This is a genomic window from Pirellulales bacterium (genome assembly GCA_036490175.1).
Lineage (GTDB): Bacteria > Planctomycetota > Planctomycetia > Pirellulales > JACPPG01 > JACPPG01.
In genome coordinates this window covers 23,582-44,250 of record DASXEJ010000336.1, presented here as the reverse complement: position 1 = coordinate 44,250, position 20,669 = coordinate 23,582, and the positions used below count along the sequence as shown (strand labels likewise).

17 protein-coding genes are annotated in these 20,669 nt (G+C 61.0%); 11 read left to right on the top strand and 6 right to left on the bottom strand.

Going from position 1 to position 20,669, the window contains the following annotated elements:
• Positions 1 to 1,599, top strand: a 1,599-nt coding sequence (locus VGG64_25450) for a hypothetical protein (GenBank protein ID HEY1602977.1), incomplete at its 5' end; no start/stop codon positions are given.
• Between the two features lie 187 nt (positions 1,600 to 1,786).
• Here the strand turns inward: VGG64_25450 and msrB are convergent.
• Complete coding sequence (gene msrB, locus VGG64_25445) at positions 1,787 to 2,275, bottom strand: peptide-methionine (R)-S-oxide reductase MsrB (protein HEY1602976.1); 489 nt, start codon at positions 2,273 to 2,275, stop codon at positions 1,787 to 1,789.
• A gap of 148 nt (positions 2,276 to 2,423) precedes the next feature.
• On the opposite strand from msrB, the gene VGG64_25440 reads away from it, so the two are divergent.
• A complete protein-coding gene (locus VGG64_25440; GenBank protein ID HEY1602975.1) occupies positions 2,424 to 2,942 on the top strand; it encodes a hypothetical protein in 519 nt (172 codons plus the stop codon).
• A gap of 33 nt (positions 2,943 to 2,975) precedes the next feature.
• Here VGG64_25440 and VGG64_25435 read toward each other — a convergent pair whose 3' ends face one another.
• Positions 2,976 to 3,209, bottom strand: coding sequence for a hypothetical protein (locus VGG64_25435; GenBank protein HEY1602974.1), 234 nt, complete (start codon positions 3,207 to 3,209; stop codon positions 2,976 to 2,978).
• A gap of 201 nt (positions 3,210 to 3,410) precedes the next feature.
• Positions 3,411 to 5,042: a carboxylesterase family protein gene (locus VGG64_25430; protein ID HEY1602973.1), complete on the bottom strand. Its 1,632-nt coding sequence runs from the start codon at positions 5,040 to 5,042 to the stop codon at positions 3,411 to 3,413.
• Positions 5,043 to 5,339: 297 nt separating this feature from the next.
• Between VGG64_25430 and VGG64_25425 the strand changes: the two genes are divergently transcribed.
• From VGG64_25425 to VGG64_25415, 3 genes are all read left to right on the top strand, one after another.
• Positions 5,340 to 7,511 carry a penicillin acylase family protein gene (locus tag VGG64_25425; protein HEY1602972.1) on the top strand — a complete coding sequence of 724 codons (2,172 nt, stop codon included), beginning with the start codon at positions 5,340 to 5,342 and terminating at the stop codon, positions 7,509 to 7,511.
• Between the two features lie 211 nt (positions 7,512 to 7,722).
• Positions 7,723 to 9,270: a trypsin-like peptidase domain-containing protein gene (locus VGG64_25420; protein ID HEY1602971.1), complete on the top strand. Its 1,548-nt coding sequence runs from the start codon at positions 7,723 to 7,725 to the stop codon at positions 9,268 to 9,270.
• A gap of 132 nt (positions 9,271 to 9,402) precedes the next feature.
• On the top strand, positions 9,403 to 10,812 hold the full coding sequence (locus VGG64_25415) for a DUF1501 domain-containing protein (protein HEY1602970.1): 1,410 nt from the start codon (positions 9,403 to 9,405) through the stop codon (positions 10,810 to 10,812).
• Positions 10,813 to 10,871: 59 nt separating this feature from the next.
• Here VGG64_25415 and VGG64_25410 read toward each other — a convergent pair whose 3' ends face one another.
• Positions 10,872 to 12,740, bottom strand: coding sequence for a pentapeptide repeat-containing protein (locus VGG64_25410; protein HEY1602969.1), 1,869 nt, complete (start codon positions 12,738 to 12,740; stop codon positions 10,872 to 10,874).
• A 108-nt stretch (positions 12,741 to 12,848) separates the two neighbouring features.
• Here VGG64_25410 and VGG64_25405 point away from each other — a divergent pair, with 108 nt between their 5' ends.
• Both VGG64_25405 and VGG64_25400 read left to right on the top strand, forming a co-directional pair.
• Complete coding sequence (locus tag VGG64_25405) at positions 12,849 to 14,222, top strand: PQQ-binding-like beta-propeller repeat protein (protein HEY1602968.1); 1,374 nt, start codon at positions 12,849 to 12,851, stop codon at positions 14,220 to 14,222.
• A 266-nt stretch (positions 14,223 to 14,488) separates the two neighbouring features.
• Complete coding sequence (locus VGG64_25400; protein HEY1602967.1) at positions 14,489 to 15,637, top strand: TlpA disulfide reductase family protein; 1,149 nt, start codon at positions 14,489 to 14,491, stop codon at positions 15,635 to 15,637.
• Positions 15,638 to 15,892: 255 nt separating this feature from the next.
• On the opposite strand, the gene dcd is transcribed toward VGG64_25400, so the two are convergent.
• A complete protein-coding gene (gene dcd / locus VGG64_25395) occupies positions 15,893 to 16,471 on the bottom strand; it encodes a dCTP deaminase (protein ID HEY1602966.1) in 579 nt (192 codons plus the stop codon).
• Between the two features lie 110 nt (positions 16,472 to 16,581).
• Positions 16,582 to 17,409 carry an endonuclease III gene (gene nth, locus VGG64_25390; GenBank protein HEY1602965.1) on the bottom strand — a complete coding sequence of 276 codons (828 nt, stop codon included), beginning with the start codon at positions 17,407 to 17,409 and terminating at the stop codon, positions 16,582 to 16,584.
• Between the two features lie 341 nt (positions 17,410 to 17,750).
• Between nth and VGG64_25385 the strand changes: the two genes are divergently transcribed.
• From VGG64_25385 to VGG64_25370, 4 genes are all read left to right on the top strand, one after another.
• Positions 17,751 to 18,152 carry a DUF309 domain-containing protein gene (locus tag VGG64_25385; GenBank protein HEY1602964.1) on the top strand — a complete coding sequence of 134 codons (402 nt, stop codon included), beginning with the start codon at positions 17,751 to 17,753 and terminating at the stop codon, positions 18,150 to 18,152.
• 50 nt (positions 18,153 to 18,202) lie between these two features.
• Positions 18,203 to 18,892 (top strand): LON peptidase substrate-binding domain-containing protein, encoded by a 690-nt coding sequence (locus tag VGG64_25380; GenBank protein HEY1602963.1) that lies wholly within the window; start codon positions 18,203 to 18,205, stop codon positions 18,890 to 18,892.
• Between the two features lie 207 nt (positions 18,893 to 19,099).
• On the top strand, positions 19,100 to 19,759 hold the full coding sequence (folE, locus tag VGG64_25375; GenBank protein HEY1602962.1) for a GTP cyclohydrolase I FolE: 660 nt from the start codon (positions 19,100 to 19,102) through the stop codon (positions 19,757 to 19,759).
• Between the two features lie 133 nt (positions 19,760 to 19,892).
• Positions 19,893 to 20,648 carry a hypothetical protein gene (locus VGG64_25370; GenBank protein HEY1602961.1) on the top strand — a complete coding sequence of 252 codons (756 nt, stop codon included), beginning with the start codon at positions 19,893 to 19,895 and terminating at the stop codon, positions 20,646 to 20,648.
• Positions 20,649 to 20,669 lie beyond the last annotated feature (21 nt).

The window sequence follows — 20,669 nt, the reverse complement described above, 5'->3', positions numbered from 1 at the left end:
GTGGAATCCGCCAGCCATGACGGTGGGCTCAGCCTGCCGACGCTTGGCAGCCAAGGGTTGACCGAGGCGCGGCGCATGATGCAGGACGACGCCCAGGGGCTCAATCGTTTGAGTCGCGTGGCGCTCGCTTCGGGCGATGCTGGGCAGGCGCAGCAGTTGGCCGAGCAGGCGCTCAAGGCTAACGCCTCGGACGCCGACGCCAGTGCCCTGCTGCGATTGGCCCAGCGGGCTGGCAAGCCCGGCGCCGCGGTCCCTCAAATGAAATTCGCCGCTGACAGCAGCGATACCGCTACTGGCCCTGATGAGCGCGAAACCCGAGTTGTCTCTGCCGACGACCCCGACGGCGGCCTGTTGGACGCAGTCGATCGCGAGCGGCGCGTGCTACAGCAATCGGTGCAGACCGAGGTTCGTACGGCGGTCAACGACGCCCGCACCCAGATGGCCACCAATCCGGACGCGGTGATCGATGGATTGAAGGTCGAGCTCGAGCGCGTGCGCAAGACGCCCGAACTCGATACCGCGCTGCGTGGACAATTAGCCGGCCAATTGGAAACGGCCTTGCAAGACGCTTCGCGTCGTTCCTCGGAGAAGTTCGAGCGAGAGATTCATCAGCAAGAAGTACAGGCCGAGAGTGACGCTCGCAAGGAACTGAATCGCGAGCTGGTAATCAACGAAGAGAAGGCCGAGCAGCTCTTGGCGCGCTTCAATGCACTGCTCGACGAGCGGCGTTTCCGCGACGCCGAAGAAGAAGCCAACCGGGCCACCGAACTAAACCCGCCGCTGCGCTACACACCCGAGCCGGGCCGAGCGATCGCCACGGTGATGGGTCCGGTCGAAGCTCGCACCCGCGGCTACGTGTACGACATGCAAGAGCTGGTGCGGCGTCGCCATAAAGGTGTCGTGGAAGCCTTGTATGCCGTGGAAGTGGCCCACATTCCGCAGTCGGACGAGCCGCCGATCATCTATCCCTCGGCCGAAGAATGGATGTTGAAGACCGAACGCCGCAAGAAGTACGGCGAGGCGGTGAGCCTGTATCAGCCTGGTTCCTCCGAAGAAAAAATCTATCGCGAGCTCGGCAATAACACCGACCTCGACTTTGCCGACACGCCGCTGTCGGACGTGGTGGATTACATCAAGAGCAAGCACGACATCGAAATCCAGCTCGATAACAAGGGGCTCACCGATGCCGCGGTCGATCCATCAGCTCCTGTCACCAAGAACGTCAAGGGGATCAGCCTGCGCAGCGCGCTGAAGTTGATCCTGGAAGAGTTCGATCTGACCTACGTCGTGCAGGATGAGGTGCTGAAAATCACTTCCAAGGAAAAGGCCGACGAGATTCTCACCACCCGCGTCTATCCGGTGGCCGACCTCGTGATCCCCATTATGACTCGCATGGTCAGCGGCATGGGTGGCATGGGCGGCATGGGTGGCGGCGGAATGGGTGGTGGTATGGGAGGCGGCATGGGCGGCGGTATGGGGGGCGGCATGGGCGGTGGAATGATGGGTGGTGGAATGGGCGGCGGCATGGGAGGCATGGGCGGCGGCATGGGGGGCGGCATGTTTAATGTGCCGATGGGCCCTAAACCATCGTCCCGTTGAGGGGCGAGCAGCCGAACGACCAACTTCTAGCCGACATAAGAGCCGCTTGGCTGTATGTACGCAGCAGCTCCTAACGGACCGATGCCACTCGCGCTAGAGCGCGGCCCATTTGCGTCGCGGCAGCAGCGCGCTTGAAGCGACGCGCGGCTTTACAGATCCTGTAGATCGCGCCGTTCCGCAAGTTTTACTACGGAGCCACCGCGGTCGGGTCGGCCAACGACGCCAGATCTGTGGTGGGCGTAAATCTGAGCGACGCCGAATTCAGGCAGTAGCGCAGCCGCGTAGGCGGCGGACCATCGTCGAAGACGTGTCCTAGATGGCAGTCGCAACGCGCACAGAGGATCTCCGTGCGCACCATTCCATAGCTCGCATCGCGCTCCTCAATGACATTCTCCTTGGCGATCGGCTGAAAGAAGCTCGGCCAGCCGGTGCCGGAGTTGAACTTCGCGTTGGAAGCGAATAGCGGCAGGCCGCAGCAGATGCAGCTATAGACTCCTTCCGTCTTGTTATCGAGCAAGGTGCCGCAAAAGGCCCGCTCGGTCCCCTTGTCGCGGGCGATCTGGTACTGCTCGGGCGAAAGCCGCGTTTGCCATTGTTCGTCCGAAAGCTCCACGCGCGGCGAATCCACAGGCCCCACGAGCTTCCCTTGGCTATCGAAGACGCGAACCCGCACCATGGTTTTCTCTCCCGCACTTGGAATAAAGTCGCCATCCGCAGAATCATATATAGCAGCAGCATCGGGCTGTGCGTAAGGAGCGTTTTGTGCGAAGTCCCGGTCCCTAGGGCGCATCCAATCGAACGCAGATTGCCGGGAGCACCGAACAATGAACACGGGACGTGCTACGAATCGAATTCCTGGCGCAGCAGCGAGAGCGGGCGCCGTCCGCGGTTTGGTCGCGCTCGTTGGTTTGGTATTGCTCGTCGCCGTAATGCTTGCGCCAGTACCGTTGGCCAAACGGACAGCTCAAACAATTCTGAATGTGCCGGCACAACTTCTGGCGGCGACGGTGGAAGGAATCGGCGCCATAGCGCAACGGGCAATACAGGCTGCCTTTAGTGCAGTTATAGAAAATAACGAAGTGAACGACCGCTTGGGCAAGCCCTTGCGATTGCCGCCCGACCAAGACGTGACTTGGCCATTGCGGCCTGCCGACGCTCCCGCTGACGAATTGGAATGCCAATTCATCGTTCAGGGCTCAAGCGGTAACGCCCAGGTAACCGCAACTTTTAAAGTAAAAGATACGGAAAGCGTGTTCGAGCTTTCACGGCTTCTGGTCACGCCCACCAATGGGAGCAAACCGATCGAGGTGCCCATCGCGGTTGACCGTCAGGCACCAAATTGACGGCCCTGGTCCCTTGCGCACAAGTGAAACGACTTACCCGGCCAACCGCGCCAGATCGACCGCCGAAACCGAGCCCACGGCCCATAACTCGGCCGCTTCTTGATTCCGCGGTGAGTCCACCAGCAAAGGTTGCAGCAGTTCCTGGCGGCGGCGGGCAATTGCCTGGCGGCGGTTGCGTTCCTGATTGGTCCAGGCCGTCCGCATGCGACGGCATTCCCGCGCGATCCGCTCCGAAAAACCTCGCCGATTGGTGATGGCTTGTGACATCCTGGCACCTCCGAGACATCTTGCTTATGCTGGCGCGACGATTCGGGCCCTGCGCCTTATGGGCCATTTCGACCGCAGCAAATAGCAAGTCCCGCGCCAAATGCGCGAGAGCACGGAAATCGGGCCATTTCTAAAGGACTTGCGCTCAATCGTAGATCCTGCATGGCCGCGCTGCACGTCTTCGATCCAGCAACAGAACGCTCAGGGCGTGATCCGCTTGGCCGCGTAGAACTTGTCAAAGAAGTCGCATTGGGCCTTGAGCAACTCCCGCCGCGGCTCGATCCGATCCCCCAGGGCCATATAGTATTGCGCCGCCGCGTCATAGGTGGTCCACAACGGCAGATCGCCGCCGTTTGGGTCCCGGGTGGCCGCAAAGCGGACCCAGGCACTCGAAACGTCTTCGGCCAGTTCTCGATCATCGACACTAAAGGGCCAATCCACAGTCGGCAGGTTGTCGAACACATACAAAATCTCGGCCGCGTGATAGGCGCCGTTTTGCGCCTTGTTCGGCGAGGGAGGAACGTGAGAAAAGAAGTATTGATAGGCCGCGTTGCCAGAACGCTCGGCAAGTCGCGCCCAGGTGCGCATTTCCCAGGTGAACCATTCGTCGCGGACGCTGGCCAGGAACGCGCCCCGCACGTCCTCGTCCGTGGCCGCCGGATAGACCGCCAGGAATTCATCGGCCAGGTCGCCATACTTAGTTCGCGCGGCCGCCTCGTAGGCTTCTTTGGTCTTCGGCACCAGGGCCGCGGCGAGTGTGGTTCCTTCGTCAGCGGTCGAGCCTACAATCACCGGCACATGATTCTGCTTGCCGGCCGTAAAAATCGCGTACACGTCGTCGGGTAGCACCCAACCGTCGACATTCGGCCGAATGCGTAGGCCGATTTTTTCGGCCGCGGCCAGTAGCTCGTCAGGTGTTTTCGCCCGTAGCGCCTCCGCGGCGCTCTCGGCCGCTTCGCAATCCAGTTCCTTGACCAGACGCTCGCCGACTTTCTCGGCCGAGGGAACGCCATGCTTTTCCTCTTTCAAGAACGCCATGGGCGCGAACGCGCCGCCACTTTGGCCAATCGCACCGTGGAACAATCCCTTGGCCAGCGGAGAGGCAACCAGGTAACAGACGCTCCACGATCCGGCCGATTCGCCAAAAATCGTCACCCGTGACGGGTCACCGCCAAAGTTTGCAATATTCCGCTTCACCCACTCGAGCGCCGCAATCTGATCGAGCATGCCGTAGTTACCCGATGAACCATGATCCGACTCTTTACTGAGGGACGGATGCGCGAAGAATCCCAGCGGTCCCAAACGATAGTTGATCGTCACCACCACGGCGCCTTTCCGCGCGAGCGACGTGCCATCGTAGGGCGGAATCGAGCCCGACCCGCGCGTCAGGGCGCCACCGTGAATCCACACCAGCACGGGGCGCCGCTCGGCGGCGCTCTTGGCCGCGGTCCAGACGTTCAGGAACAGGCAGTCTTCGCTCTGCGGTTGTGGCTTCTGCACATACATCGAACCAGCTGGATAGGGCAATTGTGGACACACCGCGCCGAACTGCGTGCAGTCGCGCGTTCCCTCCCAGGCGACCAGCGGCTGCGGCGGCTGCCAACGGAGTTTGCCCACCGGCGGCGCGGCAAACGGTATTCCTTTGTAACTGCGCACGCCCGAGTCATCGTTCGATCCGCGGATCTTCCCCCCGTCGATGCCGAGCGCTTCTTCGCCACGCAGCGCGGCGGGCGTGATGCCAATGGCAACTCCGCACACCAGTAGCAAATATCCGATAGTTCGAGCGGACAAGACAGCCCAGGAGATCAACGACGGATTCTTGTCGAGTAACATGCGTGCCATCCTCGAACGTGGTGGTTGCGTCTGATGCGCCGCGGAAATGAGCTTTGCGGGACGTTGCCCATTGTCGGCTTCGCAATAGGCCAAAGCAACGGCCCGTGAACGTTCAACGCCACCGGCATTGAGCAGACATTCTCCAGCAAGTCCCACTTGCACGGGCGCGGTTGGCCGGCCGACCGCTGGGTTCGCGAGTTGAACCCGACTTGCACCCCAGTTAAGCTGCGCTAGCCCGCAACACAGGCCGGATTTCACTGGCTGTAATCAGTCCGTCTAAATGGCACCGGGGGTCGTATGGCGATCACGCAACGGTTCGGCTGCGCTGCTTTCACGGCCTTGGTCGGCGCCACGGCATTTGGTGCGATCGTTTCCCCCTGGGTCACGGCGACTGCCGCGGACCCCGCGGTTCTGGCCAAGCAGGTGCAAATCCGCCGCACGCAGTTTGGCGTGCCGCATATTGAAGGAGAAACGCTCGAAGCCGCGGCCTTCGGATTCGCCTACTGCCAGGCGGAGGATCACCTCGACAATATCCTGCGCGGCATTCTCGGCGTGCGCAGCCAACTGGCCGCGACTTTTGGCCCTGGAGACAACGACAAGAACGTCACGGCCGATTTCTTCAATTACCAATTTCGCGTTTACCCACGGGCCGTCGAAACCTATCACAAGCTCGATCCCGACTATCGCGCGATGCTCGAGGGCTTTGCCGCCGGCCTGAACTTCTATGTCGCCCGCCATCACGATCAGGCGCCCGCCTGGGCACCCATCGTCACGGGGCATGACCTGGCCGCCTACGGAATCGCGGGGGTCATGCGCTTCGCTTTCAACCGCAATGACATCCTCAAGGATTTTCTGAAATCCCAGGGAGTCAAAACGGCACAGCAAGACGACGGCGTCGACGATTCCGTGATCGGTTCCAACATGTGGGCCTTCGCACCCACGCGCAGCCAGTCGGGCCATGCCATGCTGATGGGCAATCCGCACCAACACTGGCAGCCCGTTTCGACCTATTACGAGGCACACATGATCGTGCCGGGTCGGATGAATTTTTACGGCTCGACATTCATCGGCCGTCCCATACTGACCAGCGGCTGGAACGAACATCTCGGTTGGTCCCACACCGTCAATGCGCCCGATTTGGAAGAGATCTACGAACTGGACCTGGATCCGGCCGCCGCCGATCATTACCTGTTCGATGGCGGATCGGTGCCTTTAAAGCGTGACGACGTTAAAGTCGTGGTGAAAGATTCTGACAACAATTCGACACAGCAGCGTACCTTCTGGCACACGCCCATCGGACCGGTCGTGCTCCGGACGCCGACAAAGATCTACGTGCTGCGCAACGCCAGCTACGACAATTATCGCGCCTATGAACAATGGCTGCGGATGTCGCAGGCGACGAACCTCGACGAGTTTCGTAAAACCGTCGAGATGAACCTGCTCCCCATGTTCAACATTTGCTACGCCGACAGCGTGGGCAACATCTTCTACATCTGGAACGGCACCGTTCCCAATTTGCCTCACCCGGCCCACAAAGCAACCGCGGTACATGCCACGCGAACAAGCGATATATGGACGAAGTTTCACTCGACAGACGAGTTGCCCCAACTGCTGAATCCTCTCGGCGGCTACGTGCAGAATTGCAATTCGCCTCCCTACCTAACCAATTTGCAAGCGCTCCTCGACCCGGCGCGGTATCCGGCCCACTTTTCGCCCAACGACCTTAGCCTGCGTACGCAGCACAGCCTGCGGCTGGTGAATAACGACAAGAAGCTCTCGCTCGAGGATGTGTGTACGCTCAAGCACAGCCCACTGATGCTGCTGGCAGAACGGGTCAAAGACGATTTGATCGCCGCGCTGCGCAGCGAGCCGTCCACGCCGCAGTTGGCCGCGGCGATTCAAGCTTTGGAATCGTGGAACAATACCGTCGCGGCGGCGAGTCGAGGCGGAACGCTCTTCGCTAACTGGTGGGAGCGCTACTACGAAAAAGGCGTTGGCAAATTCGCCGTCCCGTGGAACGCCGCCGAACCCATGACGACACCGCGCGGCTTGGCCGATCGCGAGCGGGCCCTTTCAAAATTCCATGCGGCGCTCGCCGACATCAACGCGCTGTACGGCCGCCCCGATGTAACCTGGGGCGAAGTACATCGCATCCGCAAGGGCTCTGTCGATTTGCCCGTTAGCGGCGGTCCAGGCCTGATGGGCTGCTTCCGCGTCCTGGAGTTCAAGGCTGACCATGACGGCAAACTCGCGGCCAATAGCGGCGACAGCTTTGTGTTTGCTGTGGAATTCAGCCAGCCGCCGCGTGCCTTCACCAACGTCGCGTACAGCCAGAGCGATGTGCCAACGTCGCCCCATTTCAACGATCAGGCATCGCTGTTCTCAGAGAACCGGCTGAAACCGGCCGCATTTACCGATGCCGAAATCACGGCGCAGTTGCTGAAGACCTATCGTCCCGGCGAAGAATGACGATCCACGACTTTCGTTGATTGACCGTGAATCGTCTCACGACCGTTCGCCATTGCACCACTGCACGCCAGCGTTCAGAATGATAGGCGTCGCGGGGTGTCTGCTCGAACTGGACTGCACCTTCCGCTCGACCTGGCGGGCGCGCGCGATCGGCCGACGGCTTACTGTTTACGGCCCCTGCCCTGTTGAAGCACACATACAAAGGACGTTGATGGAAGCGCAGCCCGCCCCTTATTGCCCTGCACTCGTTTTCATCCGTGGGACGATATCGGCCCTGGTAACCGCTATTTTGGCGATCGTGATTCTGGCCAGCGCGCCGGCCGCCGCACGGGCCGATCAAGATGCCGTCCGCCCGTCGGTCGTCAAGATTCACACCACGCAGCGGCTGCCCGATTTCTTTCGCCCCTGGACTAAGAGTGCCCCCCGCGAGATCTCGGGCACTGGCTTTGTCATCGACGGCAAGCGGATCATCACGAATGCGCATGTGGTGGGCTATGCCAGCCAGATTTACGTGCAGCCCTACCAGTCGGCCGAGAAGTTTGCCGCCAAGGTCATTGGCATCGCCACGCCGATCGACCTGGCCGTGCTGAGCGTCGAGGACGAGTCCTTTTTCAGCGACCGGCCGGCGCTGACGCTCGATGAAGGCTTGCCGCGCATCAAGGCCGCGGTCAACGTCTACGGATTTCCGATCGGCGGCGACCAGATCTCGGTAACCGAGGGCATCGCCTCACGCGTCGAATACACCGGTTATTACTTTGGCGTGTCTGGCTTGCGCATTCAGATCGACGCCGCACTGAACCCTGGCAATAGCGGTGGACCGGCCATCTCGGACGGCAAGGTCATCGGCGTGGCCTTCAGTGGTCTGGCCGCGGCCGACAACATTGGCTACCTGATTCCGGCCGAAGAGGTGCGGACGTTCCTGGCCGACGTGCAAGACGGCAAGTACGATGGCAAGCCGCAAATCTGGGAAGAGTTCCAAACGATCGAGAATGACGCCCTGCGCGCCTGGCTGAAAGTTCCCAAGGATCTGGGCGGCTGCATGATCACGCGACTGCGCGGCGACGCTTCGGCAAACTCGCTGCACACACGCGACGTGGTCACGCGGATCGGCCCTCATACGCTCGATCGTAGCGGCAACGTGCGATTGGGCGACGACCTGCAAGTGATGTTCACGTATTACGTGCCGCAACTAACGCACGATGGCAAGGTTCCGTTGACGCTGCTGCGCGACGGGGCGACACTCGACGTAGAGGCACCGGTCGCCGCCCGCCGCCCACGCGTCATCCCCCGCCTCGACGGTGGCTATCCCAGCTACTTCATTCTGGGCCCCCTGGTCTTTTCCACCGCCTCGGCCGAGCTCGCCGGCGCGATATTCAGCGACGCACGTTATCTGGCGTTTCTGTCCGGCAAGAAAAGCCCGCTAGTGACACGTGCCAACGATCAGCCGGCGTTCGAGGGGGAAGAGTTAGTGCTGATTCCATCGCCGTTCTTTTCGAATCGGATTACCAAGGGATACGATTCTCCGGCCTTGCACGTGCTGGAGAAACTGAACGGTGTGGACATCAAGAATCTGGCGCACCTCGTAGAACTGGTACGAGATAGCACAGAGGAGTTCCTGGAATTCAAATTCGCCGAGACCGAAGTCGAGACGCTGGTGTTCCGGCGTTTGGACCTGATCAACGCCACGGAAGAAATCCTCACCGACAATGGCATCCGTCAGCAATATTCCGACGGACTGGGCAGCGTTTGGAAGAAATAGCCGCGGCGCTGCACGCGGCCATGACCTGAAAGCGAAGTTCGACACGCCTCGGCGTGGCGCTTCGCCGGAATTGCGGAAAGTTACCCTCCGTATTGTCAATCAACGTTAGCCGCGTGGAGGCGCGCTGGACTCATGGCCGCCAGGTTTAACCGCCGCCGCTGGATGGTCGAAATTGGCTCGCTGGGCGTGCTCGGGCTGAATCTGCCGAGCCTGCTAGAGCGCGTGGCTCTTGCCGCACCAAATACTTCGCCCGCCAAGGCACGCAGTTGCATTCTCTTTTTCCTGGAAGGGGGGCCGGCTCATCAGGACCTGTGGGATCTGAAGCCGCAGGCCCCGGCCGAGATTCGCGGCGACTTTCGCCCCATCGCCACCAGTGTTCCCGGCATCCAAGTCTGCGAACATCTTCCGTTACTCGCAGCGCAGATGCACCTGGTCGCGCAGGTCCGCTCGGTACACCATACAGTCGTCGATCACAATGCGGGCGCGTACTATGCGCTCACGGGGCGCGAGCCGCTGCGCGGCGGCCGTCTGATCGTGCATGACGAGCCGGATAACTTCCCGCCCTATGGCGCCGTCCTCGCGCGGCTGCGACCAACCGGTAGGGCGCTCCCCGCTGCCGTGCAATTGCCGGACATCATGTCCAACAACGGCTACGATCTGCCGGGCCAAAACGGTGGCTTTTTGGGCGCCGCCTGCGATCCATTCGTTACGGGGGATCCCAGCGCGCCAGGATTCCACGCGCCAGGCCTGGCATTGCCTGTAGACGTACCGCACGATCGGCTCGCCGGGCGAAGAGCGCTGCGCGATCTGTTGGACAAGCACACCGCGTCGTGGGAGGAAGGGGCCGATTTCGCCACGCACTATCGCCAGGCGTTCGAGCTGCTGTCGACGGGCGAAACGCAGCAAGCGTTCGACCTGGACGACGAACCGGCTCGCATCCGCGAGCGCTACGGCCTGCCCGACCGGCGGGATCGCTCGGTTGAGGCGCGCAAATTCGGCGGCTTGCCGCACTTGGGTCAGAGCATGCTGCTGGCCCGCCGGTTGATCGAGTCGGGCGTGCGCCTGGTTACTGTCTGTACGGGCCGACGATTTGATCAATCGTGGGACACGCATCGTCAACACTTTCCGCTTTTGAAAAAGTCATTGCTCCCTTACGTCGATCGAGCCTTTGCGGCGCTGCTGGCAGACCTTGCCGAGCGTGGGCTGCTCGATTCGACCCTGGTCGTCGCGATGGGGGAATTCGGCCGCACGCCGCGCCTCGGGCAAATCACGAGCGGCGCGGGCGCCGACGCCGCCGGACGCGACCATTGGCCCCACTGCTATACCGTGTTGTTGGCCGGCGGCGGAGTGCGTGGCGGCGCCCTATTCGGCGCCTCGGACCAGCATGCGGCCTACCCCAAAAGCGATGCCGTGACGCCAGAAGATATCGCCGCCACGATTTATCACGCCCTTGGCATCGCGCCCGAGACACAATTGGTTGATCCCCTCGGCAGGCCCCACGCCGTGGCCCTGGGAACGCCGATCCAGGCACTATTCGGGTGATTTCGCGGCGGCACTACGCTAGTACACAGGCGAGTCTGACGCCGTGCCGATCCGCATCATCAAACTCTGGTCTCAAGAATCGCGCCCGTCTGGCGCAGATGCACTGCTTGATCAGAGGTATATTTCGCATCCCGTACGTCGACGAGATAAAAATCGACGTCAAGGATCCTCGCGCCGCGCAAGTCCGCGCCGCGCAGATTCGCTTTACGAATTTCCTCGGGTGACTTGAAATATTGCTCGTGCGACTCATCGGTATAAAAGCCCGTACGGCTTCCTTCACACGCCAACGGGCTTCCGACAAGACCGCTGCGCGACGAACCAAGGTGGAAGGTGCTGCCGCGAAGGTCAGCGCCGCGCAGGTCGGCCCGCTCCCATTCGATGTCGGCCAGTCCCGCGCCGGCTAGAATCGCTCCTCGCAACCGAGCCTCGGGCATTCGGCTCCCGGTCAAGTAGGTGCCGTGCAGAATGGCAAATTCCATTCGCGCACCAGGCAAGGTAACTCCTTCCAAGTCGCACTTCCGAAGTACTGCCCGGGAGAACTGGGCCCCGGTGAAGTCGACACCCCGCAACGTCAACCCTGTCAAATCGGCCGACGACAAGTTGGCACCGCTGAAGTCGGCCCCCTCGAGCTGCGCCGTCGTCAGATTGGCCCCAGACAAATCCGCGCGACAGACGCGTGCTTCGCGTAGATCCGCTGCTGAAAAGTTCGCGTCCTTCAGTAAAGCGCCCTCAAGGTTCGCCTGGCGCAGGTCAGCCGATCGGAAATGCGCCTTCGGAGTCCGAGCGTGCGACTGATCGGCCTCGGTGAGTATGGCCTTTTCCGCGCGAAGTTTATCGAGCCGTGCGCCGTGTAGCATGGCACCCGACAAGTCGGCGCCGTTGGCAATCAATCCGTCGATACATGAGTCCGCGAGATCGCACTCGATCATACTCGCCCTACTAACATCAAGGTCCTTAAGTCGGACCCCGCGCCACGCGGCACGCGCGAGATATGCGCCCGCCAGCAGCGGCGCTGCCCCAGCGCGTGGAACCCATTTCAACGCGGTTGCGTGCAACAGGCTGGCGGCCATGGGATGTGCGACGCGATTCGCTCCGTCGAGAATGGCCTGCAAATGCGTCGTCACGTCCGCCTTGCCGGTGACAAGCGTCGCGGCTTCCTGCACGAGCGACGCTGGAAGGCGTTGTTCAAGAAGCGGGCCCACCGGAACTGACTCAAGGGAAATGGCAAGGTGTTCGGCCGCCAACATCATTTGTACGAACGAATGTCGCAGCAACGAGATGGCTTCGGCGCTAATGAGTCGGTCTGCAGCCGCATCGTCGGCGCGGTCGGGTTTGCAAACTGCCAGAAAGCAATGTCGCCGTGCGGTTGCTCGCACCGACGACGTGTGAAGGCGGGCCGTGACGGCGGACCGAAGTGCGGACTTCGCATCCGTCAACGATTCGTCGGCCGCAAGGCAATCGAGCACCGCGCGCCATAATTCAGGTCGGCCCCCAATCGCACGCCGTCCTGGATCGGCAAGAATACGGCTCATGACCGAACCGCAACGCTCGCGGTGCGCAGCCAACAAGTACTCGATATACAAATCCTCGGTCCAAGTGACCATTCGCCATCGCTTGGCAGCCGCCGGAACAGCACTTCGGTCCGCGGCTGCGAAAATGACGAGCCTGTCGCGCGCCGCACGAACCAGCTCTTCGCTCGCGAGTGCAGCGGGGCAATCAGCCAATAGTACGTGCGGATCGCCGTCAAAGAAATATGCGAGGTGGGAGAGGGCTGTGGACTTGCCCGAACCCGGCGGTCCCAGAAGTTGGATGAGTCCGACTACGCCCGCGTCGACACGCTCGCGGACCTCATCTTCTACCGGCAACGGTGTATCCGCATCGGCAATGAATACCTGGGGGCGGACGATCGCACGCGCGGGTACAATCATGACGTCAACCTCCGAACCTGCGGAGAATCGGCTGCCATTGTATCCCACGCCGCGTCGCAAGGCACTCTTGTGGTGGCGTGTGCTAGGTCGCGATAGTCTCCTGCTATATTGTCTATCCTCTCCGGCAAATGGAGCCCTGATGTTGAATCGCCGTTCGACATCAATACGACCTCTGAGCAGAAAGGCCTGATGATGCGCAGTCGCTTGCCGCTGCCGTATGGGTTGCTGCCCGTGATAGTTGCATTTGCCAGCAGCACCTGTCTTTCTAGCGCTGCCGAGGATTCGACGGCCGAATCGCAACCAAAGCCGCTCGTCGCCACGGTCAGCGATGCCGACTGGCCCCAGTTTCGTGGACCGACTGGCCAAGGAGACTCTCCGGCGGTCGATCTGCCCCTCAATTGGAGCGAAAACGAGAACATCGCTTGGAAAGCGAGTCTACCGGGCCTGGGGTGGTCGTCCCCTGCGATTCGTGGTCAACAGATTTGGCTCACCGCGGCCGATGCCGACGGCAAGACGTTGCGCGCCATTTGCCTCGATCGCGCAAGCGGCGCGATGCGGCACAACGTACCAGTCGCCACGTTGGCGGAAAAAGGTGCCGCGCATCAGAAAAACAGCCTGGCCTCGCCAACACCACTACTCGAAGCAGATCGAGTTTTCGTACATTTCGGCCCGCATGGCACGGCGTGCCTCTCTGACGATGGAAAGATAATTTGGCAGACGGTTCTTCCGCATCAGCAGGCGTACGGCCCCTCCAGTTCGCCTGTGCTCTATCGTGACCTGCTCATCGTGCCGTGTTTGGGCACCGATGTCCAATACGTGGTCGCACTCGACAAGCAAACGGGCGCAGAGCGCTGGAAACAGAATTTCCCAGGGGGCTGTGCCGAATCGACGCCGCTTGTGATATCCACGACGTCGGGTTGGCAGTTGATCAGTAATCAGGCGGATCGCATCGTTTCGCTCGACCCTGATACCGGCCAAGAATTGTGGTGGGTCACACATGAGAATTTCGCCCAGGTGCCGCGCCCCGTATTTGGCCACGGGACAGTGTTTGTTGCCGGCGGCTACTACAAGCCCGACGTGTGGGCGATTCGGCCCGATGGGCGTGGCGACGTCACCGGGAGTCACGTCACGTGGCACAATAGCCAGGCCGCACCGCATAACCCCTCGCCTCTTTTGGTCGGCGACGAGTTGTATTACGTGAGCGATAACGGCATCGCTAGTTGCGTTGATGCGAAGACCGGCAAGCAGCATTGGCGCGAACGTGTGGGAGGAGACTTTTCGGCGTCCCCGCTATACGCCGACGGACGGATCTATCTCCTGAACGAGACCGGCGTCGTCACTGTGTTGGCACCAGGACCCAAGTTCCAGCGACTGGCGACCAATACGCTGCCGGGACGCACACTCGCGTCTTTGGCGATTGCCGGCCGGGCCATTTTTCTTCGCACCGACTCCGAGCTGTTCCGTATCGAATCGCCAAAGTAGTGGGCAATTAGTCCGCAACCCCAGTCCTGGATCTAAGCCACATTCGTCGAGCGATTCGCCCTCGTGAATGAGCTCGTCGAGCGCATTTGGGACTATTTCCTGCCTAGATGAATGGCTATCTTAGGGATTACCGATTTTGGGGTCTTTATCCTGGTTGCCGTAAGGGGCGCCGGAAAATACATCCACAACCGGACTGTGCTCGTACTAGTTTTACGATTTCTAGCCTGGCGTTCGCCTGGCTTCGCATCGGCTTTCAGGAGCTTGCCATGAATTTCAGTATGCGTCGGTTGCTCGCGCCAGTAGTCGCCGCGTGCATGTTCAGCCCGGCGGGTATCGTCTGTGCCGACACAGTGACCGTGCTTACGCCCGACCGGACAGTGGAATTGGCCAATGCGGTGGTGGCCGATGGCGATTTGTGGGTGTTGCCCGAGGACCTGGCCCAGATTAACGGCTTCGAACTCAAGCTCGAGGGGGCTTGCTGCGGCGCAGTGTGCATTCCGATCAAGCGCGATCCGGCAGCCGGTTTTCTGCGCGAGCAAGATGGGAAAAGCTATTTCAATCTCTCCAAGCTCGCCCGCACGCTCAATGAATCGATTGTCGCCGAACCAGAGCACCGCGTGTTCAGCTTCGGCGAGGTCCCGGCCGTACGGGCCGCCAGTCTCGAAAGCGTCATCGCGCCCGACTTCGCCCTGCCCGATCGCACGGGCAAGCTTGTCCATCTGTCGGACTTCCGTGGCAAGAAAGTTCTGCTAGTAACCTGGGCATCGTGGTGTGGCTGCAAGCTCGACCTGGCGGGCTGGCAGACTTTGTACGACGAGCTCAAAGGCAAGAATTTCGAGATCGTTGCCGTGGCCGAGGATACGGGTGGAGAAGCCGTGGCCGGCGAGTGGTATGACAAGGCGAAGGCCACCTACACGACACTGATCGATCGCGACCACGTCGTCAGCTCGCTGTATCACATGATCAACGTCCCCACGGGCGTGTGGGTCGACGAACAAGGGCACGTCGTTCGTCCGCCCGAGGTCGCCTATTCGCACAACGTGGCTCTGCTGGGCATCAAGGTCAACGGATCAGACTACGTGGCTGGCTTGCGCGACTGGGTCGAGCATGGCCCGCAAAGCCGCTTCGTATCAACCCCCGACGAGTTGCGCCAAAGCCTGGCGGCTCGGCCGGCGCCGCTCGCCCTGGCCGACGCCCATTTCAAGATGGCGACGTATTTTAAAGAGCACAAGGAAGGCGAGCTCGCCGAAAAGCATTGGAAAGAGGCCCAATCGCTGAGTCCCGACAATTGGAACTACCACCGGCAGGATTGGTCGTTTACGCCGGCAGCGACGCGCAATTGGATGGCCAAGTACCGTGCGCTGGGGGACAAGCCCTACTACGCGCCGCTCAAACTGCCGACGAGCGATAAGTAGGATCGCATCTGGCCGGCGCGCGGATGGCGCCGATTCGCCCTGCGGCTTAATGCGTCGAACGCATTTATGGGCGGCGGCGATACGCATGGCACGCCGGTTCTCTGTGCCATCGGCCACCACGTCGGGTTAGCCAAGACGAAGAAAGACTGGCAACCACGAATCACACGAATAAACAAGAAAAAAGGAACGACTCGAAAAGATTCGTCGCCTTTCTTGTCATTCGTGTGATTCGTGGTTCCAGCGTGTTTTCTGGTCTTAGTTGACCATCCGTTCCATGCCGAAGGCCAATTGCAGCTGCGGGTCGTTGCTCGATTCGGGATTCAGTTCCTTGAACAGCATGCTCGGCTGAATGTCGTGGTTGTGCTGATACTTGTCGCTGTCGTACTCGGTATAGCTGCCGGCGATTTGATGGTAGAAGATCTGGCAGATCGGCACGCCGGGATAAACGCGCACCGGCTGCACGGCGAACATTTCCAGCGTCCAGTAGCCGCAAAAGCCGACGTCGCCAAATCCGGCAGTGACGTGGACAAATAGGCCCAGCCGCCCGATCGACGATCGTCCTTCGATCATCGGCACCAGGTTGTGCGTCTCGGTGCGCTCGATGGTGCGGCCTAGATAGAGTTGATGCGGATTGAGCACCAGCCCTTGCGGCGGAATCGTGATGCGTCGCACACGATTGGGCTTGAGCATGTCGAGGACGACCTCTTCATAGATCAGCACCTCATCGTGTAGCGACAAATTGTAGCTATTGGGGTTCAGCCGCGCGGGATCGAACGGATCGATGACGATGTTTCCGCCAAGTTGCTCGCGAATCTCGTGGCCTGAGAGAATCATTCGTGTTCGCTCGCTTTCCTGACCGTCGGTTAGTTGCCCCTACACTGTAACCATTTCTGCCGCACTAGCGCCTTGTCGTACACAATCCGCCTTTGGTCACGCACTCTGCTTCAATCCGGAATCGCCGCCTTGGCTTTTCTGCGCCGCGATGCGCTTGATTTTGTGGCCGCCGGCTTTTCAGGTCCGACCTTGGTTTTGGTCGCCTTCGCCGTAGCTTTCTTGATCGTGGCCGATTTCGCGGCGCTCGCCTTGGATCGGCCGGGCTTTGTCTTTTCGATGGATCGGGCCGGGTCGGCCACGCCGATACGCGGACAAATATCGGACAGTCCGCAGGCGCCGCACTGCGGGTTGCGGGCCATGCAAACCCGGCGGCCGTGCTGAATCATACGGTGGCTGAAATCGATCCACGCCGAGCTTGGCAGCTCGCGTACCAGATCTTGCTCGATTTTGACCGGATCCTGGCTCTTGGTCAGACCGATCCGCCCGCTGAGCCGGCCCACGTGCGTATCGACGACCACGCCCGAGGCAATTCCAAAGGCGGTTCCCAGCACCACATTGGCTGTCTTCCGCCCCACGCCCGGCAACACGACCAGGCTCTCCATATCGCGCGGAACCTCGCCCTGGTGACGATCCACGAGCGTCTGGCAACAAGCCTTGATGTTTTTGGCCTTGTTGCGAAAGAAGCCGGTGCTTTGAATCGCCTTCTCCAGTTGGGGAAGCGGCGCCTGGGCAAAGTCGGCCGCCGTGCGATAGCGTTGGAACAGCTCCTTGGTAACGATATTCACCCGCGCATCCGTACATTGCGCCGAAAGGATCGTCGCAACCAACAATTCCAACGGAGAATCGTGAACCAGCGCGCATTCGGCGTCGGGATAGAGCTGCGCAAGCTTGCGCGCCACGCGGGCCGCATGACTTCGAGCTGTAACGGTGCTTGCCATGCGTGCCTAGAAAAAGGGTGCCGCCGGTCGACCAGTCGGGACCGATCCCGTAGGTGGTGAACATTCCCGCATCGAGACAAGAAGAGGCGCCGGCATCAATTTTTGAAGTTACCGCATTCCCTGTCAAGCAGTCAAAACGCTTCGGCAGGCAATATGTCATCTGTCGGCAGGACGAACGCTACGAAGCAGTGCGCGACGCGGCAATGGCTTGCGCATGTGTCAGCCTCGTGCGAGTTTTCCGTCGACGGCCGTCGATAGTCGCGTCCCGCGGCATCGACTATAATCGCGCACTGGCTCGCAAAAAATTCGCAGCCTGTTCATCTTGCCGAGACCCGTCCGCCATGACCACGGCCGAATACGATCCGCTGTATCTGCGTGGCATCGAACTGTTTAACGAATGCGACTTCTTCGAAAGTCACGAGGCCTGGGAAGAGCTGTGGACCGAGTACCAGGGCGCGTCCCGAAAATTCTATCAAGGACTGATCCAGGCGGCCGTGGCACTGCACCATTTCGGCAACGGCAATATCCGCGGCGCACGAAAGCTGTATTACACGAGCCTGGGTTACCTGGCGCCCTACCGGCCGTTTCACGAGGGAATTGACCTCGACAAGTTTTTCGCCGAAATGCAACTCTGTTTTGCCGGCATTGTCGACAGCGAAGAGGAACGGCCGGACGTCGAGATCGAGGCCGAGAAAATTCCCGAGATTCATTTGGCTCCGCCCCCTGCCGGCGGTTCGAGCTAGACTTGCGCTGGGCTGGTCGCGCGCTGTCGTACATTCTCGCTCGGTCGATCATGGCCTTACCTGACAACCTCGAATTCGACCCGGCCGAGTTCTCGGGCGTGGCACGGCTGTTTCCGCTGCCGAATCTCGTTCTGTTTCCACACGTCCTGCAGCCGTTGCACATTTTTGAGCCCCGCTACTGCGACATGCTCGAAGACGCCCTGGCGGACGACCGGTTGCTGGCCATGGCCGTGTTGGCACCCGGCTGGGAAAACGACTACGAGGGGCGGCCCCCCGTACACCCCATCGCGTGTTTGGGGCGGATCGCCACGCACGTCCGCCTGCCCGACGGCCGGCACAACCTGCTATTGGCCGGCGTGGCCCGCATTGCCCTGGGAACGGAATTGCCGCCGATGGCCAGTTTTCGCCGCGCGCCGGCCCAAATCTGCGTCGATCGCTTTCCGGCCCAATCGTCGGCCGATAAAGAGGCGCTCACCCGCCGCTTGTTCTCTGCCTTCCGCGGTGCGATGCCCAATACGACCGAGGTTCAAGGGCCACTCGCCCAGCTGCTCAGCAAAGAGATCGATCTCGCCACGCTAACCGATATCGTGGCCTACACGTTGCCGTTGGACGTTGCGCAGAAAGCCGAGTTGCTGGCCCAGTGCGACGTCTACTCGCGGGCCGCGCAACTGCTCGATCACTTGGCAAAGCGGGGCACCGAGAACGATCTATCGTTTCCGCCAAACTTCAGCGTCAACTGACGCGTCCTGGGCGGCGCGCTGCCAACATGCGCCACGGGCGATGAAACACGCCAGTGTGGTCGTAGCTCGTGCAACCGGCATCTTCTGCCGTACACGAGAGTTACGACCACGCATTGGAGGGGGTTCGCCGTCGAGGCCGCTTGACCCCCCCCTGAGGCGGCGCTAATATCCAGTGACGCCCCAATGTGAAACCTGTGGAAGTGTGTTATGGCGGATTCCGCTGATACCGTTTTTGAGACGCTCACGGCCGAATTGGACGACCATCCGACCGCCGCGACAGGCTCCCAACCCGCCAGCCCCGTCGATCAGGCGCGCATTCGCCGCGCTGTGCGCGAGATCCTGGCCGCCGTCGGCGAGGATCCCGATCGCGAGGGGCTGCGCGAAACGCCGGCCCGTGTCGCGCGAATGTACGCCGAATTGTTCAGCGGCCTACACGATGACCCGCGCAAGCACCTGCAAAAGTTTTTCACGGAGAAATACGACGAAGTGGTGCTCGTCAAAGACATCAGCTTCAACAGCATGTGCGAGCATCACATGCTTCCGTTTATGGGCCAGGCCCATGTCGGTTACTTGCCCAATGGCCGGGTCATCGGGCTCAGTAAGATCGCCCGCGTGATCGAAGTCGTCTCCAAGCGCCCGCAGGTTCAAGAGCGGATGACCGAGACCATTGCCGATTTGCTAGTCGAAGAACTGCAAGCCAAGGGCGTGGCCGTGGTCATCGAAGCTTCGCATTCCTGCATGACGGTGCGTGGCGTGCGCAAGCCAGGCAGCGTTTGCGTAACGTCGGCTATGCGTGGCGTGTTCCGTGCCAACCTGTCGAGCCGCTCCGAGATCATGAACCTGATTTACGGCAACCGAAAGTCATAGCCGCCCCAAACCGGTCATTGCGCGGCGGCGGGCACGATCTCACTGCTTCCGCTTTGTTTACTCCTACCGCCTTGCAAACCATTACCGGCCGTTCCGCCACCGTCCGGACTCTCGCGGAAGATACCTTCGCCCCGTGTTGACGCTCACCCAGTTCATTTTGCGGCTGTCGTTCGGGCTCGCGGCGGCGATGATGCTGGTCTCGCCGCGGCAAGTCACTAGCGGCTATTACCGCAATAACTTGTATGTTCTCTTAGGCCTGAACGTCTTGGTCGCACTGTTGACCGGCGGTGGGCAGGTGTCGTCACATCCCTTCTGGCCGTCGGTGGCCGCCGCAGTGCTCAGCTACGTGGGGGCTGTGTTGTGGCTGTACGAGCGACCGCGATTGGGTCTGCTGGCGCTGGCACTTGTTGCCTCGGCCGACCTGACGGCCGCGCGCCTGGCAGCGACGGCTGGCGAGACACTTCTAATGTCCCCCGTTTTTGCCTGGCTCGATCCTTTGACCGGTGGGCTGCTGTTGGGCACGACGATGGCCGCCATGCTGCTGGGGCATTGGTACTTGAACGCACCGGGGATGCCCCTTGCCCCGCTGTGGCGATTGACGGGACTCTTGGCCCTGGCCGTGGTCTTGCGGGCCGGCGTGTGCGCCTGGGGATTCAGCCAAGACGTAGCCGCCACCGGCTGGCCCACCATGACCGATGTGCTGTTCCTCTCGTTGCGCTGGCTGGGAGGACTGGTCGGTACGGCAGTGCTGGCCGCAATGGCCTGGCAAACGCTGAAAATCCCGAATACACAAAGCGCCACCGGCATCCTGTATGTGGCCGTCATCACCACATTCCTGGGGGAATTGGCATCCGGCCTACTGTCCGCCCAATCGGGCTATCCTTTGTGATATGGCGTTTCTGTTTTTAAC